15 protein-coding genes are annotated in these 16836 nt (G+C 65.9%); 11 read left to right on the top strand and 4 right to left on the bottom strand.

The features are described 5' to 3' along the window. The first annotated feature begins 247 nt into the window (after positions 1–247). Both groES and groL read left to right on the top strand, forming a co-directional pair. Positions 248–547, top strand: coding sequence for a co-chaperone GroES (gene groES, locus CH251_RS03010; protein WP_008718149.1), 300 nt, complete (start codon positions 248–250; stop codon positions 545–547). 98 nt (positions 548–645) lie between these two features. After that, positions 646–2259, top strand: coding sequence for a chaperonin GroEL (groL, locus tag CH251_RS03005; RefSeq protein WP_037188249.1), 1614 nt, complete (start codon positions 646–648; stop codon positions 2257–2259). Positions 2260–2323: 64 nt separating this feature from the next. Here the strand turns inward: groL and CH251_RS03000 are convergent, their stop codons facing one another. Continuing rightward, positions 2324–2617 carry a WhiB family transcriptional regulator gene (locus tag CH251_RS03000; protein ID WP_027496361.1) on the bottom strand — a complete coding sequence of 98 codons (294 nt, stop codon included), beginning with the start codon at positions 2615–2617 and terminating at the stop codon, positions 2324–2326. Between the two features lie 721 nt (positions 2618–3338). On the opposite strand from CH251_RS03000, the gene CH251_RS02990 reads away from it, so the two are divergent. The 3 genes from CH251_RS02990 (at position 3339) to CH251_RS02980 (ending at position 5884) form a co-directional block, all read left to right on the top strand. Further along, positions 3339–4166 (top strand): hypothetical protein, encoded by an 828-nt coding sequence (locus CH251_RS02990; RefSeq protein WP_094611781.1) that lies wholly within the window; start codon positions 3339–3341, stop codon positions 4164–4166. A gap of 136 nt (positions 4167–4302) precedes the next feature. After that, entirely contained in the window at positions 4303–4881 is a 579-nt protein-coding gene (locus CH251_RS02985) for a sigma-70 family RNA polymerase sigma factor (protein ID WP_032376740.1), read from the top strand. Beyond that, positions 4874–5884, top strand: a complete 1011-nt coding sequence (locus CH251_RS02980) for an anti-sigma-D factor RsdA (protein WP_094611780.1) — start codon at positions 4874–4876, stop codon at positions 5882–5884. Before CH251_RS02985 ends, CH251_RS02980 begins: the two co-directional genes overlap by 8 nt. Positions 5885–5967: 83 nt before the next feature. On the opposite strand, the gene CH251_RS02975 is transcribed toward CH251_RS02980, so the two are convergent. After that, positions 5968–6372: a DUF5319 domain-containing protein gene (locus CH251_RS02975; RefSeq protein ID WP_032378069.1), complete on the bottom strand. Its 405-nt coding sequence runs from the start codon at positions 6370–6372 to the stop codon at positions 5968–5970. A gap of 298 nt (positions 6373–6670) precedes the next feature. On the opposite strand from CH251_RS02975, the gene guaB reads away from it, so the two are divergent. The 4 genes from guaB (at position 6671) to guaA (ending at position 12952) form a co-directional block, all read left to right on the top strand. Then, positions 6671–8194, top strand: coding sequence for an IMP dehydrogenase (guaB, locus tag CH251_RS02970; protein ID WP_179273623.1), 1524 nt, complete (start codon positions 6671–6673; stop codon positions 8192–8194). Positions 8195–8251: 57 nt separating this feature from the next. Next, complete coding sequence (locus CH251_RS02965; RefSeq protein ID WP_094611779.1) at positions 8252–9391, top strand: GuaB3 family IMP dehydrogenase-related protein; 1140 nt, start codon at positions 8252–8254, stop codon at positions 9389–9391. A gap of 186 nt (positions 9392–9577) precedes the next feature. Next, on the top strand, positions 9578–11332 hold the full coding sequence (locus tag CH251_RS02960; RefSeq protein WP_094611778.1) for an FAD-dependent oxidoreductase: 1755 nt from the start codon (positions 9578–9580) through the stop codon (positions 11330–11332). A 30-nt stretch (positions 11333–11362) separates the two neighbouring features. After that, a complete protein-coding gene (gene guaA, locus CH251_RS02955) occupies positions 11363–12952 on the top strand; it encodes a glutamine-hydrolyzing GMP synthase (RefSeq protein WP_094611777.1) in 1590 nt (529 codons plus the stop codon). 5 nt (positions 12953–12957) lie between these two features. On the opposite strand, the gene CH251_RS02950 is transcribed toward guaA, so the two are convergent. Together CH251_RS02950 and CH251_RS02945 are read right to left on the bottom strand one after the other, a co-directional pair. Next, on the bottom strand, positions 12958–13206 hold the full coding sequence (locus tag CH251_RS02950; RefSeq protein WP_094611776.1) for a hypothetical protein: 249 nt from the start codon (positions 13204–13206) through the stop codon (positions 12958–12960). Beyond that, positions 13203–14576, bottom strand: a complete 1374-nt coding sequence (locus tag CH251_RS02945; protein ID WP_256978776.1) for a PspC domain-containing protein — start codon at positions 14574–14576, stop codon at positions 13203–13205. Before CH251_RS02945 ends, CH251_RS02950 begins: the two co-directional genes overlap by 4 nt. Positions 14577–14832: 256 nt before the next feature. On the opposite strand from CH251_RS02945, the gene CH251_RS02940 reads away from it, so the two are divergent. Both CH251_RS02940 and CH251_RS02935 read left to right on the top strand, forming a co-directional pair. After that, entirely contained in the window at positions 14833–16161 is a 1329-nt protein-coding gene (locus CH251_RS02940) for a sensor histidine kinase (protein ID WP_373454909.1), read from the top strand. Continuing rightward, positions 16158–16805, top strand: coding sequence for a response regulator transcription factor (locus CH251_RS02935; RefSeq protein WP_032397495.1), 648 nt, complete (start codon positions 16158–16160; stop codon positions 16803–16805). The genes CH251_RS02940 and CH251_RS02935 overlap by 4 nt, the downstream gene beginning before the upstream one ends. Positions 16806–16836: the final 31 nt, after the last annotated feature.

The following is a 16836-nucleotide window of genomic DNA, read 5'->3' as shown; positions in this document are numbered from 1 at the left end:
CGAGCGGCGCAGAGTCACTCTCCTGCACACGAGTGCGGACACCGCGTCGCGAACCTGGCGAACCCAGCCCTTGAGTGCTGGCACTCTCGTGTATAGAGTGCTAGTTGGCACCGAGCGAAGTCCCGGCACCCGCGACGACGGGAACGAGCTCAGGCCGTGATTGTCAGAACCGCACGAGAAGTACTTACACACAGCTGTCCGGGGATCCGACCCCGGACGCGTACCCCATAACTTTGGAGGGCTCAACGTGGCGAGCGTGAAAATCAAGCCGCTCGAGGACAAGATCCTCGTCCAGGCCAACGAGGCCGAGACGACGACCGCCTCCGGTCTGGTCATCCCCGACACAGCCAAGGAGAAGCCCCAGGAGGGCACCGTCGTCGCCGTGGGCGAAGGCCGTGTCACCGAGAAGGGCAACCGCATCCCGGTCGACGTCAAAGAAGGTGACACCGTCATCTACAGCAAGTACGGCGGCACCGAGATCAAGTACGCCGGCGAGGAGTACCTGATTCTGTCGGCACGCGACGTGCTGGCTGTCATCGCCAAGTAGGCCACAACGCATCCCGCCCCGGTATCCGATTTTCGTGTCGGTCCCGGGGCGGTGTGCGTTCGATCGAGTTTCTTTACTCGAAGGAGTAACACCGAAACATGGCAAAGCAAATCCAATTCAACGAGGAAGCGCGCCGCGCACTCGAACGCGGTGTCGACAAGCTGGCCGACGCAGTCAAGGTGACGCTCGGGCCGCGGGGACGCCACGTCGTCCTGTCCAAGGCATTCGGCGGTCCGACCGTCACGAACGACGGTGTCTCGATCGCTCGTGAGATCGACCTGGAGGATCCGTTCGAGAACCTCGGCGCGCAGCTGGTCAAGAGCGTCGCCACCAAGACCAACGACGTCGCAGGCGACGGAACCACCACCGCGACGGTCCTCGCGCAGGCGCTTGTGCGCGGCGGTCTGAAGAACATTGCCGCGGGTGCCAACCCGATCGCGCTCGGCACCGGCATCTCCAAGGCGGCCGACAAGGTCGCCGAGGCCCTGCTCGCCGCCGCAACCCCGGTCGAGGGCAAGCAGGCGATCGCTCAGGTCGCCACCGTGTCCTCGCGTGACCCCGAAATCGGCGAACTCGTCGGCGAGGCGCTCACCCGCGTCGGCGCGGACGGCGTCGTCACCGTCGAGGAGTCCTCGACGCTGCTCACCGAGCTCTCGGTCACCGAAGGCGTGCAGTTCGACAAGGGCTACCTCTCGCCGTACTTCGTCACCGACGTCGACGCGCAGGAAGCAGTTCTCGAGGACGCCTACGTCCTGCTGTACCGCGAGAAGATCACGTCGCTTCCGGACTTCCTGCCTCTGCTGGAGAAGGTTGCCGAGAGCGGCAAGCCGTTGCTCATCATCGCCGAGGACACCGAGGGTGAAGTTCTCTCGACGCTGGTCGTCAACTCCATCCGCAAGACGATCAAGGCCGTGGCAGTCAAGGCACCGTTCTTCGGTGATCGCCGCAAGGCGTTCCTCGACGATCTCGCGGTCGTGACGGCCGGGCAGGTCATCACCGCCGATGTGGGTCTGAGTCTGAAGGAAGCCGGCCTCGAGCTGCTGGGTCGCGCTCGTCGCGTCGTCGTCACCAAGGACGACACGACCATCGTCGACGGTGCGGGCACGCAGGACGACATCGATGCACGCGTCGGTCAGCTCCGTCGCGAGATCGAGAACACCGATTCCGAGTGGGATCGCGAGAAGCTCGAAGAGCGTCTGGCGAAGCTCTCGGGCGGCATCGCGGTCATCAAGGTCGGCGCTGCCACCGAGACCGAGCTCAAGGAACGCAAGTTCCGCGTCGACGATGCTGTGGCTGCAGCCAAGGCTGCCGTCGAAGAGGGCATCGTCCCCGGCGGTGGCTCGGCCCTGACTCAGGCAGCGTTGGCTCTGGCCGACGACCTCGGCCTGACGGGCGACGAAGCCACCGGTGTGGCCGTCGTGCGCACAGCGCTCAATGCACCGCTGTTCTGGATCGCCTCCAATGCGGGCATCGACGGTTCCGTCGTCGTCAGCAAGGTGGCAGAACTGCCGAAGGGCCACGGATTCAACGCCGCGACCCTGACGTACGGCGACCTGCTGGCCGACGGCGTCGTCGATCCCGTCAAGGTGACTCGCTCCGCCGTGGTCAACGCCGCGTCGGTTGCACGCATGATCCTGACGACCGAGAGCGCGATCGTGGAGAAGCCGGAAGAGGCCTCCGAGCCTGCTGCCGGACACGGACACGCTCACTGACGTTCGGTGACACGAGAAAGCCCCCAACCCGATCGGGTTGGGGGCTTTCTCGTGTGTTCGGTGACTACACCGCGATGCGGCGGCGGTTGTGACGTGCGTGCAGTTCTCGCTCGGTTTCGGACATCCCGCCCCAGATCCCGTAGGGCTCGCTGACGTTGAGAGCGTGTGTACGGCACTGAGCGAGTACGGGGCAGCTGCGGCACATTTCCTTGGCCCGCATCTCGCGCTGTGCTCGTGCCCGGCCCCGCTCGCCGTCCGGGTGGAAGAACATGGACGAATCGACGCCACGGCACAGGCCGTGCATCTGCCAATCCCAAATGTCGGCGTTCGGCCCAGGGAGGTGATTCGGCTGCGGCATGGAAACTCCTAGGGTGGTGTGGCTTCTCGGATTCGTGATCCGAATGCCGACAACGTTATGTGGATCGACGAAATCGAGTCAATAGTTCTCTGTCGTGGGCAAATGCATAGTTATGGGGCAAAGAATTAACACGGGCGATATTTACTTCGCCTCACCCGCGTGCGTGTCCTTCCTGTTGAAGATTCCGTCGACACGCGAGACGATGGGGAGTGCACCGGCTTTCCGGTTGCCGGTGCGGTGTTGCGGAGCGCAAACGTCCGTCAGTGGTCGACAGGACTGTCGTTGGATCCGGCCGGGCTGTTGTTGCCGACATTTCCGCTGATCACAGCCGTTTCGGTGGTGTCGAAGGCAGTTCGAATCCACGCGTCGGGTTCGACGTCGGTTTCGCTCGGCCGAGCCTGCGCGGAGTGTCCGACGCGATGGCGCGGATCGCCGGGCGACGGCCGAGTGGCCGCGCATTCGGTAGGTGATGCGTCGGAACCCGATTGTGCGATCGAGCGCGCCGATTAACCTATTCGCCACACAGCGTTCAGATTCTCGTCTTCGATTCGGCCCGTGTTCACATTGTTAATTCCTTGAAAACTGCATTCCGTTCGCGCGAAACGACGCACCGTTGTCCCTCCGAGGCCGATAGCGAATTCGCGCCATGCAAATGCGTCGCATCGAATGGAATAGGACTCGGGCGCGGTTCGGCGCGGGCGAAGGCCCTACCCTCTAGTCCGTGCCAACAGAGCAGAGCTCGCGGTTCACCGCGACGCAGTCCGAACTCTTCGATGCTGCTTTCGGCAGCAACCCCGGCCGATTTCCGCTCCCCGCAGCCGCCGATCCGCGGGAGAGCTGGTTTCGCAGTGTCGCGCTGGCAGGCCAGGGGCGGTACAGCGCCGCCGAAGTCGAGCTTCGGCGGCATCGACCCAGCACCCCGGAACTTCGGTCGCTGCACGCCTCGACCAGAGCGTCGTGGTTGCGTCAGGTGGGCGAACACGAGCGAGCCCGCCGATTCGACGGCATCGCAGTCTCTCTCGTCGGTCTCGTAGGGCCGTCGAATTCGAAGGACTCCGTTGAGGCCCGCAGCGACGCACTGACCGGCCTGGCCGCAGATGCATTGGGAAGCGGACGTTTTCACCTCGCGGACGCCATGCTGGCCCGCAGTGCGGAGCAGCGGCAGGGCCCTGTCGGTCAGGGGCTGTGGCGTCCGGCACTGCGGGCGGCGTGGGTGGCGGCCGAGTTGGCGATGATGCGCGGCGACGGAGCCGAGGCGGTCCGACACGCCGAGGCCGCTCGAGCTCTCTCCACCGATGCCGATTCGTTACGCCACAGCATCAAGACGGACCTGGTGCTGGCGGCGGCACTGAGTTGTGTCGGTGAGACCTCCCGTGCCCGTGCCTCGGCCGTCCAGGTGGCCAGCGCTGCGGCGATGCACGGTCTACTGCCGTTGCGTTGGGCTGCGACGATGCTGTGCGAGGGCACCGGCGGCATCGACCCCGGGATGGCCACGTCCGCCGATCTGGCTGCCGTGATCGATCGTCGGGGTCGTTCGTCGGTCGACTGACCAGGACCTGGGTCGGAGACGGACCGAGTGGTTCGGTTGCTGCGGGGTGGTGTCGCTATCCTTGGTCTCGTTCCACCACCACGTGGAAGCGCTCCCAGGCGGGTGCGTACCTGTAACGCGGGGAAATTTGCCGACGATGAACACAGCGGGTGAGGAGTTGGACTCTTTCGTCGTTGCCGCAGCGCAAGGCGATCGACTGGCTCTGTCCCGGGTCCTGGAATTCATCCGACCACTCGTCGTTCGGTACTGCCGGGCACGGGTCGGTTCGGCTGAGCGCGGTCAGCTTTCGGCCGACGACGTGGCGCAGGAGGTCTGTTTGGCAGTCATGACCGCCTTGCCGCGATACCAGGACCAAGGTCGTCCGTTCATGGCATTCGTGTACGGCATCGCGGCTCACAAGGTCGCCGACGCCCATCGCAGTGCCTCGCGTAACAAATCGGACCCGGCCGCCGAAGTACCAGATGTCGTGTCGATGGAGCACGGACCGGAGCAACGCGCTCTCGAATCCGAGTCGAGTCGACAGATGACTGCACTGCTGGACACCTTGCCCGCCAAGCACCGCGAGATTCTGGTGCTCCGACTCATAGTCGGATTGTCGGCCGAGGAAACAGCAGCCGCCGTCGGCAGCACTGCAGGCGCTATCCGCGTGGCTCAGCACCGAGCTATCGCAAAACTGAAGAACGAAGTTGTGAGAGCAGGTGAAATGTATGGCTAGGGACAATGGTCACGGTGGCCCCGGTGAGACGCCGCGTCGCGGAATCTCGCGTATCGGTGAGCACGTGAACTCCACTGGACCGAAGCAGAACGATCCCTATGCCGACATCGGCGCAGACGGTGGTCCTGTGGACCTCGTCGCCGTACGTCGTGACGATGCGTTCATCGACGCGATCAGTGGTGACGGACCGATTGCCACCGATGACGCAGACGAGTACCAACTCGCCCTTCTGTTGGCCAATTGGCGAGCAGACGTGGTCACGCCGGCGATGCCGGCCGGACCCTCCCTCGATGTGGTCGTCGCCTCGGTCGAACGCGAGAAGCTCGCCGCCGACATGGCGCGCTCGAGCTCGGCCAACCGCGGTGGACGGATGCGTTTGCTGCGTCCCATCGCCGGTGCCGCAGCCGCGATCGCCGTCGTGATGGGTGGCCTGGTTGTCATCTCGTACAACTCGACACCGGACGATCCGCTGTGGAGCGTCAAGTCGGTCGTCTTCTCGGAGCAGGCCGATTCGACTGTGGCGCAGATCGATACGACGTCCAAGCTGCAAGAGGCCGAGAATCTTCTGTCCTCCGGAGACACCACTGCCGCTCGCGCACTGCTCGACGGCGCGTCGAACAGCAGTTCCGCTGTACTCGACGACGCGCAGCGCGCCGAGCTCGATCAGTGGCTGGCGCGTCTGCTGCAGGAACTGCAGGCACTCACGCTGCCTGCGCCCGTTCCGCCGCCGGCTCCGGTTGCCCCGGCTCCGGTCCCCAGCTCGGAGGCCTTATTGCCACAGGCACCGGTGGATCAGGTCGCGCCCGACACCACGGGTGTGCCGATCACTCCGGCTCCCACGACGACGACCGAGGTTCCGCCCACGACGACTCCGAGTCCGACAACGACCCCGGATGTCACGACGACGGTGGTTCAGGAGCCCGATCAGCCGACGGCGACGGCTGGAGGCAGCAGCTCGTCGGAGAACCGCGATCGCATGTCGGTTCCGTCCGGCGGCAGCTGACCGGGTTTCGGTTCCCTATCGACAACGAAGAAGCCCGACACGATCATCGTGTCGGGCTTCTTCGTGCGTTGGTGTCGAAAAGGTCAGCTGTCGAATCCGTCGCCGTGCAACGCGTCGTTCATCGAGGCGTCGGCGAAACCGCGGCAGTAATCCCAGGTCACATAGGCATCGGGCACGGGGTCGTAGGCGGGCTCGTGCGGCCGGACGGTACCGTCGACCAGGAGCTGCAGCAGATTCGCCCGCAACATGTCCCAGTCGTGGTAGTGGTCCTGCTGGCAGTCCTCGCAGCACACGACCAGTCCGCGAATGCCGCGGTGGCCGAGCAGTGCCTCGTAGACAGCCAGGTCCGCCAGGTCCTCTTCGACGGCGAGCCGCTCCTGAGGATCGAGGGGTTGGCCGGGCTCGATGGCGTCGAGGGCGGCCGACGGGTCGGCTGGGTCTCCGGCGAACGGATCCGGGGGTAGACCGGGAGGCAGTTGATCGCGCACGCCTCCACGGTACGCAGGACTGGTGGGTCTGCGCCAGCTGTTCGAATGCGACATGCCGGACGCGGCCGCCGCCGACAATGCTGCCGACTGCGATTTCGGTGCTCGAAGGCCACCACAGCGGGAGGCATTCGCACTGGTTGCGCCCTAGCCGATAACATGGTTCACGGCGCTGAACAGATGAGTGCAAGTGCCGAAACTCCATCCGTTCTCCAATCCCGCACTGCGGTGCGCCTGCGAGCTCTCACCAGCCGCACGCCGCGCCGAAGTGCAACCAGGCTCTAGGGAGGGCCAGATTCGCATGAGTAGTCCCGGAGCCCACGTCCGCACAGGCGGCGACGATCCCAACAAGGTCGCGATGCTCGGCCTCACGTTCGACGACGTCCTGCTGCTGCCGGCCGCTTCGGATCTGATTCCCAGCTCGGTCGACACCTCCAGCCAGATCACCCGCGAGATCCGCCTGCGGGTGCCGCTGGTCAGCTCGGCCATGGACACCGTCACCGAGGCCCGGATGGCCATCGCCATGGCCCGCGCAGGCGGTATGGGCGTGCTGCACCGCAACCTGTCGCTGCAGGATCAGGCGTCCCAGGTCGAGACGGTCAAGCGCTCGGAGGCCGGGATGGTCACCGACCCCGTCACTTGCAAGCCGACCGACTCGTTGGCCGAGGTCGACGCCATGTGTGCGCGCTTCCGTATCTCCGGTCTTCCCGTCACCGACGAGACCGGCGCGCTGGTCGGCATCATCACCAACCGCGACATGCGGTTCGAGGTCGATCAGAACCGCCGCGTCGCCGACGTGATGACCAAGGCACCGTTGATCACCGCGCAGGAGGGCGTCACCGCCGAAGCGGCCCTCGGGTTGCTGCGCCGCCACAAGATCGAGAAGCTGCCGATCGTGGACGGCAAGGGCGCGCTCACCGGCCTGATCACCGTGAAGGACTTCGTCAAGACCGAGCAGCATCCCAACGCCACGAAGGACCGTGACGGTCGTCTGCTGGTCGGTGCCGCTGTGGGTGTCGGGCAGGACGCATGGGCGCGATCGATGGCGTTGACCGATGCCGGAGTGGACGTCATCATCGTCGACACCGCGCACGGCCACAATTCGCAGGTCCTCGAGATGGTCAGCAAGCTCAAGGCCGAGGTGGGCGACCGTGTGCAGGTCGTCGGCGGCAACGTGGCCACCCGCGCGGGCGCACTCGCCCTCGTCGAGGCAGGTGCGGACGCGGTCAAGGTCGGCGTCGGGCCGGGATCGATCTGCACCACCCGCGTGGTCGCAGGCGTCGGCGCTCCGCAGATCACCGCCATCCTCGAAGCCGTCGCCGCGTGCAAGCCGCACGGTGTGCCGGTAATCGCCGACGGCGGTATGCAGTTCTCCGGCGACATCGCCAAGGCGCTCGCTGCCGGTGCGTCGACCGCCATGCTCGGATCGTTGCTGGCCGGCACCGCTGAGTCCCCGGGCGAGCTGATTCTGGTGGGCGGCAAGCAGTTCAAGAGCTACCGCGGCATGGGTTCGCTCGGCGCGATGCAGGGACGAGGGGGAGCGAAGTCGTTCTCCAAGGACCGCTACTTCCAGGACGATGTGCTGGCCGAGGACAAGTTGGTGCCCGAGGGCATCGAAGGTCGCGTTCCGTACCGCGGACCGTTGAACCAGGTCATCCACCAGCTCACCGGTGGTCTGCGCGCTGCGATGGGCTATACCGGCTCCACCTCGATCGAGGACCTGCAGAAGGCTCAGTTCGTGCAGATCACGGCGGCCGGGCTCAAGGAGAGCCACCCGCACGACATCACGATGACCGCAGAGGCCCCGAACTACACCACCCGATAGTCGCTTCGGCCGTTCCTCGGCCGATTCGATTCGCTCTCGAAGTAGAAAGGTGCGCGCGTGCGCGACCTCGTTGAAATCGGCATGGGCAGAGAAGCCCGCCGCACCTACCAGTTGGACGACATCGACATCGTGCCGTCCCGTCGTACTCGGTCGTCGAAGGAGGTGTCGACGGCATGGCAGCTCGACGCGTACCGCTTCGACATTCCCGTTCTGGCGCATCCGACCGATGCTCTGGTCTCGCCCGAGTTCGCCATCGAGCTGGGCCGTCAGGGTGGGCTGGGGGTCATCAACGGTGAAGGACTGTGGGCGCGCCACCCGGACGTGCAGGCCAAGCTCGATCAGCTGATCCACATCGCCGAGACCGATCTCGATCCCGACGCACCGATCGCCTTCCTGCAGGAGCTGCACTCCGCGCCGATTCGGCCGGATCTGCTGGCCGCAGCGGTCGGTCAGGTCCGTGACTCCGGGGTGACCGTCGCCGTTCGGGTGAGCCCCCAGAACGCTCGATCACTCACCCCCGCCCTCGTGGCGTCGGGTCTCGATCTGCTGGTCATCCAGGGCACGATCATCTCCGCCGAGCACGTGGCTCACGGTGAGGACGAGCCGCTGAACCTCAAGACCTTCATCGCGGAGCTCGACGTTCCCGTCATTGCAGGCGGCGTGAGCGATCACCGCACTGCGTTGCACCTGATGCGCACCGGCGCGGCAGGCGTCATCGTCGGATACGGCTCGGTGGAAGGTGGCACGACCACCGGCGAGGTGCTCGGCATCGGCGTTCCGATGGCCACCGCCATCGCCGATGCGGCCGCGGCACGTCGGGACTACCTGGACGAAACCGGCGGGCGCTACGTGCACGTCATCGCCGACGGCGACATCACCACCTCCGGTGCCCTCGCCAAGGCCATCGCCTGCGGAGCCGATGCTGCGGTTCTCGGTGCTCCGCTCGCCGTCGCCGCGGAGGCTCCCGGTGGAGGTTGGTACTGGCCGTCCGCCGCGGCGCACCCGTCCATGCCGCGCGGCGCGCTGCTGCCGATGTCGGCAGGGGAGCGACCGAGCCTGGATCAGGTGCTCAACGGACCGTCGCGTGAGTCGTACGGCTCGATCAACCTCGTCGGTGGTCTGCGTCGGTCGATGGCGAAGTCCGGCTACTCCGATCTCAAGGAATTTCAGAAGGTCGGCCTGAACGTCAGGGCTTGATCGAGACTGCTCCGGCAGGGCGCGTACTCCTTTCACACGGGGGTGCGCGCCCTTTCTGCTGCTTGTCGTCCACGTAAGCCGACCCTGGGTTGGTGATACCTCTCGTAACAGCTAGAATCGGTTGTGGCGGTAGTCACATGGGGGTGTGCATACTGTTCGACAGCATCGGATGTAGCGGAGGTCACCATGGGTTCAGCTGTTCGCGCAACGGATTACGACGTCTTGATCGTCGGTTCGGGCTTCGGCGGGAGCGTCACCGCGCTTCGGTTGGTGGAGAAGGGATACCGCGTCGGCATCCTGGAAGCCGGACAACGCTTCGAGGACAAGGACTTCGCGAAGAACAGCTGGGATCTCAAGCGCTTCCTGTGGGCACCGAAGCTCGGCCTCTACGGCATCCAGCGCGTGCACCTGCTGCGCGACTGCCTCATCCTCGCCGGTGCCGGAGTCGGCGGCGGTTCCCTCAACTACGCGAACACCCTCTACAAGCCCCAGGCACCGTTCTTCGAGGACAAGCAGTGGGCGCACATCACCGACTGGAGCAGTGAGCTCTCGCCGTTCTACGACCAGGCCACCCGCATGCTGGGCGTCGTCCGCAACCCGCACATGACCCCGGCCGACGAGGTGATGAAGTCGGTCGCCGAGGACATGGGCGTCGCCGATACCTTCATCCAGACCCCGGTGGGAGTGTTCTTCGGGGAAGAACCCGGCAAGACGGTCCCGGATCCGTACTTCGGCGGCGCAGGACCCGATCGCACCGGATGCATCGAATGCGGCGAGTGCATGACCGGTTGCCGCCACGGAGCCAAGAACACCCTGCTAAAGAACTACCTCGGTCTCGCCGAGCGCGCGGGAGCCGAGATCGTGCCGATGACGACGGTGTCCGGCCTTCGCCCCCGATCCGACGGCACCTGGGACGTCGACACCGAACGCACCGGTGCTCGTATTCGCAAGGGACGCAAGACTTACAGCGCTGCCAACGTCGTGCTTGCCGCGGGCACGTGGGGAACGCAGAACCTGCTGCACAAGATGAAAGACACCGGCGCGCTGCCCAAGCTGTCGGACACGCTCGGCGAACTGACGCGCACCAACTCCGAGTCGATCGTCGGGGCCGCGAAGTTGGCGGTCGATCCGAACATGGACCTCACGCACGGTGTGGCCATCACGTCCTCGTTCCACCCCAGCCCCAACACCCACATCGAACCGGTCCGGTACGGCAAGGGCTCGAACGCGATGGGCATGCTGCAGACACTGATGACCGACGGCGGCGGAAAGATCCCGCGCTGGCTCAAGTTCGTGTTCGCGATGATCGCTCATCCGATTCAGTTCGTCCGCGTCGTCAACGTCCGGCACTGGAGCGAGCGCACCATCATCGCGCTGGTCATGCAGAACCTGGACAACTCGATCACCACGTTCACCAAGCGCGGGCCCTTCGGCCGCAAGATCTCGAGCAAGCAGGGTCACGGTGAGCCCAACCCGACGTGGATCCCGGAGGGCAACGACGCCACCCGACGCATCGCCAAGAAGATCGGTGGTGTCGCAGGCGGTACGTGGGGAGAATTGTTCAACATTCCGCTGACGGCCCACTTCCTCGGTGGCTGCGCGATCGCCTCGGATTCCGAGCACGGCGTCATCGATCCGTACCACCGCGTGCACGGCTACCCGACGCTCAGTGTGGTCGACGGGGCTGCGGTATCGGCCAACCTCGGAGTGAACCCGTCGCTGACCATCAGCGCGCAGGCCGAGCGTTCCGCCGCGCTGTGGCCGAACAAGGGCGAGCTGGATCTCCGTCCGGCACAGGGCCTGCCGTACCAGCGCCTCGACCCGATCGCCCCGAACTCCCCGGTCGTCCCGGTGGATGCTCCCGGAGGTCTGCGACTGCCGATCGTCGAGATCCGGTCGGGTTCCTCGGCACGGCCGGTCGAGCATTCGGGTGTTGCATGACCGCTACGGCAGTCCCACTAGACTGACCCGGTGACCGACTCCTCTGCACACGATCCCGCACACGCACGCCCGGTTCTCGTCGTCGATTTCGGCGCCCAGTACGCGCAGTTGATCGCCCGCCGTGTGCGCGAGGCCAATGTGTACTCCGAGGTGATCTCGCATACCGCCACCGCCGAGGAGATCGCAGCGAAAGATCCTGTCGCGCTCGTTCTTTCCGGCGGACCCTCGAGCGTCTACGCCGAGGGTGCGCCCGGGCTCGATTCCGCGCTCCTCGACCTCGGCATCCCCGTGTTCGGGATTTGCTACGGATTCCAGGCCATGGCTCAGGCCCTCGGCGGAACCGTCGAACACACCGGAACGCGGGAGTACGGCCGCACCCAACTCAGCGTGGACGGCGGTCGTCTGCACGACGGTCTGCCCGCCACGCAGCCGGTCTGGATGAGTCACGGTGACGCTGTCACCGCGGCCCCGGAGGGCTTCACCGTCACCGCGACCAGCGCGGGCGCGCCGGTCGCCGCCTTCGAGAACGAGGGCAAGCGCATGGCGGGCGTGCAGTATCACCCCGAGGTTCTGCACTCCCCGCACGGGCAGCAGGTTCTCAGCCGATTCCTGCACGAGACGGCGGGCATCGCCCCGGACTGGACTGCAGCCAACATCGCCGACGCCCTGGTCGACGCAGTGCAGGAGCAGGTGGGTCCCACGGGCAAGGCCATCTGTGGCCTCTCGGGCGGCGTCGACTCCGCAGTGGCGGCCGCGCTGGTGCAACGGGCGATCGGTGACCGTCTGACCTGTGTCTTCGTCGACCACGGACTGCTGCGCGCCGGCGAGCGTGAGCAGGTGCAGCAGGATTTCGTCGCCGCGACGGGTGCCAAGTTGGTCACCGTCGATGCGGTCGATACCTTCCTCGGTGCGCTCGAGGGTGTCTCGGACCCCGAGGAGAAGCGCAAGATCATCGGCCGCGAGTTCATCCGAAGCTTCGAGGGTGCGGTGGCCGAGGTGCTGGGCGAGAACGCCGAGCACGGCGACGCGGTCGAGTTCCTGGTGCAGGGCACGTTGTACCCGGATGTCGTCGAGTCCGGCGGCGGGTCCGGTACCGCGAACATCAAGAGCCACCACAACGTCGGCGGGCTGCCGGACGATCTGCAGTTCGCCCTGGTCGAACCGCTTCGCGCACTGTTCAAGGACGAGGTGCGTGCGGTCGGACGTGAACTGGGATTGCCCGAGGACATCGTCGGCAGGCAGCCGTTTCCCGGACCCGGTCTGGCGATTCGCATCGTCGGTGAGATCACCCGCGACCGTCTGGCCACATTGCGTCACGCGGATTCGATTGTCCGAGAAGAGCTTACGGTCGCAGGCCTGGATCAGCAGATCTGGCAGTGCCCGGTGGTGCTCTTGGCCGACGTGCGCAGTGTCGGCGTGCAGGGCGACGGCCGTACCTACGGCCACCCGATCGTGCTGCGTCCGGTCTCGAGCGAGGACGCGATGACCGCGGACTGGACTCGTTTGCCGTACGACGTGCTGGAAACGATCTCGACTCGGGTGACCAACGAGGTTCCGGAGGTCAACCGAGTCGTTCTCGACGTCACGAGCAAGCCGCCGGGCACCATCGAGTGGGAGTAGCGGACTCAGTTCTTTCTGCTGGGGCCCAGTAGAAGCGCGAAGCCGACCACCACCGCGGCGACGACGAACACCCAGCGGAACTGGACGTCGCCCAGTGCGGCGATCGCTCCCTGCCCGATCAGTGCTGCGACCGAGACGACCATGGCGGCCAGCCCGGCGAGCAGCAGTAGTGCCGAGGGGCCGCGCCGGCTCGAGTTGCGCTCCTCGGTGGCGGAGTCGTCGCGGCCGACACGGTCTGTCTTGTTCTTCTTCACTGGTTCCCCACTTTCAGTTCGCCGAATGCCACATCGCCGACGATCGTCAGTACCGGATCATCGCTGCTCGTTCCCGGACCGAACCGTGTCTCGAAGGGGCACGTGCCGACCAGCGCCTCGCACTCCACGGTGACGTTCATCGAATCGGGCACGGTGACCGATGCACTGCCCAGCGCCACATCGATACTCACGGTGCGGTTCGCGGTGAGGTCGAGGCCCGTGAGGTCGAGGTCCAGCTCACCCATACCGACGTCGTAGGTTTCCGCGAGATCGGCAACGGCGACCGGTGCGATGCGCTGCGTTCCCGACGCACTGTTGCCGACGTCCATCGGACCGACCGCTGACGCCAGGACGACGAAGCCGGCCAGGGGTGCCGCGACCACCAGCAATCCGTAGCCCTTGCGCAGGAATGCACCGAGCACGAGTCCCACGGAGATGACCGCGAGAGCGACGGCCCCGACGCGGCCCGCCGTGGCCCAGTCTCCGCCGGTTGCGGCACCTACCGCCGCGGTGATGCCGGCAGCGAGCAGAGCGAGGCCGAGAAAGCTTGCGGTCCACCGTGATCGACGCTTGCGTTCGATCGCCGCAGGCGGGAATGTGCCTGCCGGTTCGGGAAGATCCCAGGCGAACGGGGCCACACCGAGGGGGTCCCACGACGGTGGAGTCACGGTGGGCATGTCGGTGGGCGTGTCGGTCGACTTCTCGGCCGATGCGGTCGACTTGCTCAGGTTCACGGTATGCGCGTCGGTGCCGGTGTGCTCGACAGTCTTCGGTGTCGGAACGTAGCTCTTCGGCAATGTCGTGTACGGGGTGTAGCGCTCGTGCTGGAACTGCGGCGGACGGTACTGCGCGGCCGTCCACTGCTCGGCCGACGTGCTGGGAGAGCCGAAAGGCATCGGGGCGTAACGGTTACGGGAGAACTCCGCCGTCCGCATGTACGGCGGCGGCTCCGGGCACCGTTGGTGCAGCAACCACAGTCCACCGAGCATCGCCACCAGCGAGATCAGCCCCGAACCCCCGAGTCCGACACCCACCGGGCCGATCGTCGACACCGCGATGACCAATGCCACCGCCACGACCACCATCTTGGTCGTCGAATCGGAACTGTTGCCGCGCCCGACCAGCGACTCCGCGCCCGACGCCGTGTCACCGGCGCGGTTGAGCACCAGCCACCCCGCCAGATACAGCACGATGCCGGTACCGCCGAACAAGGTGGAGACGACGAACGCGATCCGAATCAGAACGGGGTCGACGTCGTAGCGATAGCCGATACCGGCCGCAACACCCGCCACATGCCCGCGTTGCGGCAAGCGGTGCGGACGGGTGCGCCACATCTGCTGAAGTTGATCCGAGACGGTCACGTTGCTCATGCCAACCATCGTGGCCGCCACGACCACCGAACACATCAGGGATACCCCTGATCTTCGTCCCCGATATCGGGCCCACCTCGACGGATCCGCGAAACATCAGGGCGAACCCTGATGCGACCACCACCGCATCCGTGCCAGGATCGAAGGCGTGCACCCTGTCGACAATCCACCCGTCGACGCCGCCCGGAACACACCGTCCCCGGCAGGCGACGCGACGGCCGCCCACACCACGTCAGCCGTGCCCATCACCCCTGTTCTGCCCATCGCTTCTGCAGGCTCCGCTCCTGCTTTTCCTGTCGCTCCTGCAGGCTCCGCTCCTGCTTTTCCTGTCGCTTCTGCAGGCTCCGCTCCTGCTCCCTTCCAACGCCGCGGCGGCGGACGCATCGTCGGCGGCGTCGCAGGCGGGCTCGCCGACCATCTCGGCGTCGACGTGTTCAAGGTTCGGGTGGCGTTCGCACTGCTTGCCGCGTCCGCCGGTGCAGGCATCGCCGCATACGGTTTGATCTGGATGTTCACGCCCGCGGGCGAGGACACTGCGCATCCGAGTGCCGCCGAACGTCAGCGTGCGCTCGGGTTGGCTGCCATCGGTCTCGGCCTCGCCGTCGGGCTCGCGTGGCTGCTCAGCGGTACCGCTGCATCGGTCATCGTGCCGGTCATCGTCGTGGTGATCGGGGCGGCCCTGGTCTGGCGTGAGTTCGACTCCGAGGGACCGCGAACGGCTTTGGGTCTCCCCAAGCATCCGAGCGTGCTGAGTTGGGCGAGGGTCGTCGGCGGAGCGACCTTGATCGTGCTCGGCCTCGCCGTGGTGGTGCTCGCCCGCGTCGATCTGGCCGCGCTGCGCTCGTCACTGCTGGCGGTGGTGGTCACTCTCGTCGGCGTCGGCCTGTTGACGGTTCCCATCTGGTTACGCACCTGGCGCGCGCTCGGTGCCGAGCGGTCTGCACGCATCCGCAACGACGAACGCGAGGAGATCGCGTCGCACCTGCACGATTCGGTCTTGCAGACGCTGGCCCTGATCCAGAAGCAGTCCGACCAGCCGCAGGAGGTGATGCGGTTGGCGCGCGGGCAGGAGCGTGAACTACGCAAATGGCTCTTCGACGGCGGCGACACCGACAACTCCAGCTTGGCCGACGCGCTCAAGACCATCTCCGGTGAGGTCGAGGATCAGCACGGCGTGACGGTTCGACCCATCACAGTCGGCGACGTGCACCTACTGCCCGACGACGTCGAATCGGGTCTGTCCCGCGAGAGCTTCACCGCGCTACTGGGTGCCACGCGCGAGGCTCTTGTCAACGCGGCCAAGCACTCCGGTGAGACCAATATCGATCTGTTCGCCGAAACCGAACCGGAACAGGTCAGCGTTTTCGTCCGCGATCGCGGAACCGGGTTCGACGAATCCGAAGTACCCGAGGATCGACAGGGACTGGCGAAGTCCATTCGGGGACGCATCGAGCGCCGCGGTGGCACGGTGCAGGTACGGTCGACAGTCGGCAAGGGAACCGAAGTGCGAATCTTCATGCCCCGCAACGGCTCCTCCGTCACCACCGAATCGTCCGAATCCACCCAGCAGGAGCAGCCGACGTGACCGAACCTTTCCGCGTTTTCCTGGTCGACGACCATGCGGTGTTCCGTTCCGGCGTGCGCGCCGAGCTCGCTCGCGAGGCGGACATCGATGTCGTCGGGGAAGCCGGAGGCGTGTCCGAGGCGGTCTCGGGAATCGAATCGACGAAGCCGGACGTGGTGTTGCTCGACGTGCACATGCCCGACGGCGGCGGCGTGGCCGTGTTGAACCGCATCTCCGAGGGTCCGGTATGTCTTGCCCTGAGTGTGTCCGACGCCGCCGAGGACGTCATCGCCGTCATCCGTGCCGGGGCGAGGGGGTACGTCACCAAGACGATCTCCGGCTCGGAGCTCGCCGACGGTGTTCGACGCGTCGCCGGGGGAGATGCCGTCTTCAGCCCCCGTCTGGCCGGGTTCGTGCTCGACTCGTTCACGGGTCGCAGCGCCGCCCCGGAGCCCCCGCTGGATCCTGAACTGGATTCGCTGACGCCCCGTGAACTCGAGGTGTTGCGGCTGCTGGCGCGCGGGTACACCTATCGTGAGATCGCCGAGGATCTGTTCATCTCGGTCAAGACCGTCGAGACGCATGCCTCGAACGTTCTCCGAAAGACTCAGCAGTCCAACAGGAATGCGCTCACTCGATGGGCGCACAAGCGTCGAATCGACTAGGTGACGGGATCACGCTTGACCTTCGACCAAC

Origin of the sequence: Rhodococcus sp. 06-462-5, from assembly GCF_002258315.1 — a bacterium.
Classification (GTDB): Bacteria; Actinomycetota; Actinomycetes; order Mycobacteriales; family Mycobacteriaceae; genus Rhodococcoides.
The sequence above is the reverse complement of the archived record's forward strand: the minus strand, read 5'-3'. Positions and strand labels throughout refer to the sequence as shown.

Coding starts and splice junctions, on each gene's coding strand:
- guaB (WP_179273623.1), top strand. CDS start 6,671: ATGAGTAGTCCCGGAGCCCACGTCCGCACAGGCGGCGACGATCCCAAC.
- groL (WP_037188249.1), top strand. CDS start 646: ATGGCAAAGCAAATCCAATTCAACGAGGAAGCGCGCCGCGCACTCGAA.
- CH251_RS02980 (WP_094611780.1), top strand. CDS start 4,874: ATGGCTAGGGACAATGGTCACGGTGGCCCCGGTGAGACGCCGCGTCGC.
- CH251_RS03000 (WP_027496361.1), bottom strand. CDS start 2,617: ATGCCGCAGCCGAATCACCTCCCTGGGCCGAACGCCGACATTTGGGAT.
- CH251_RS02945 (WP_256978776.1), bottom strand. CDS start 14,576: ATGAGCAACGTGACCGTCTCGGATCAACTTCAGCAGATGTGGCGCACC.
- CH251_RS02960 (WP_094611778.1), top strand. CDS start 9,578: ATGGGTTCAGCTGTTCGCGCAACGGATTACGACGTCTTGATCGTCGGT.
- CH251_RS02985 (WP_032376740.1), top strand. CDS start 4,303: ATGAACACAGCGGGTGAGGAGTTGGACTCTTTCGTCGTTGCCGCAGCG.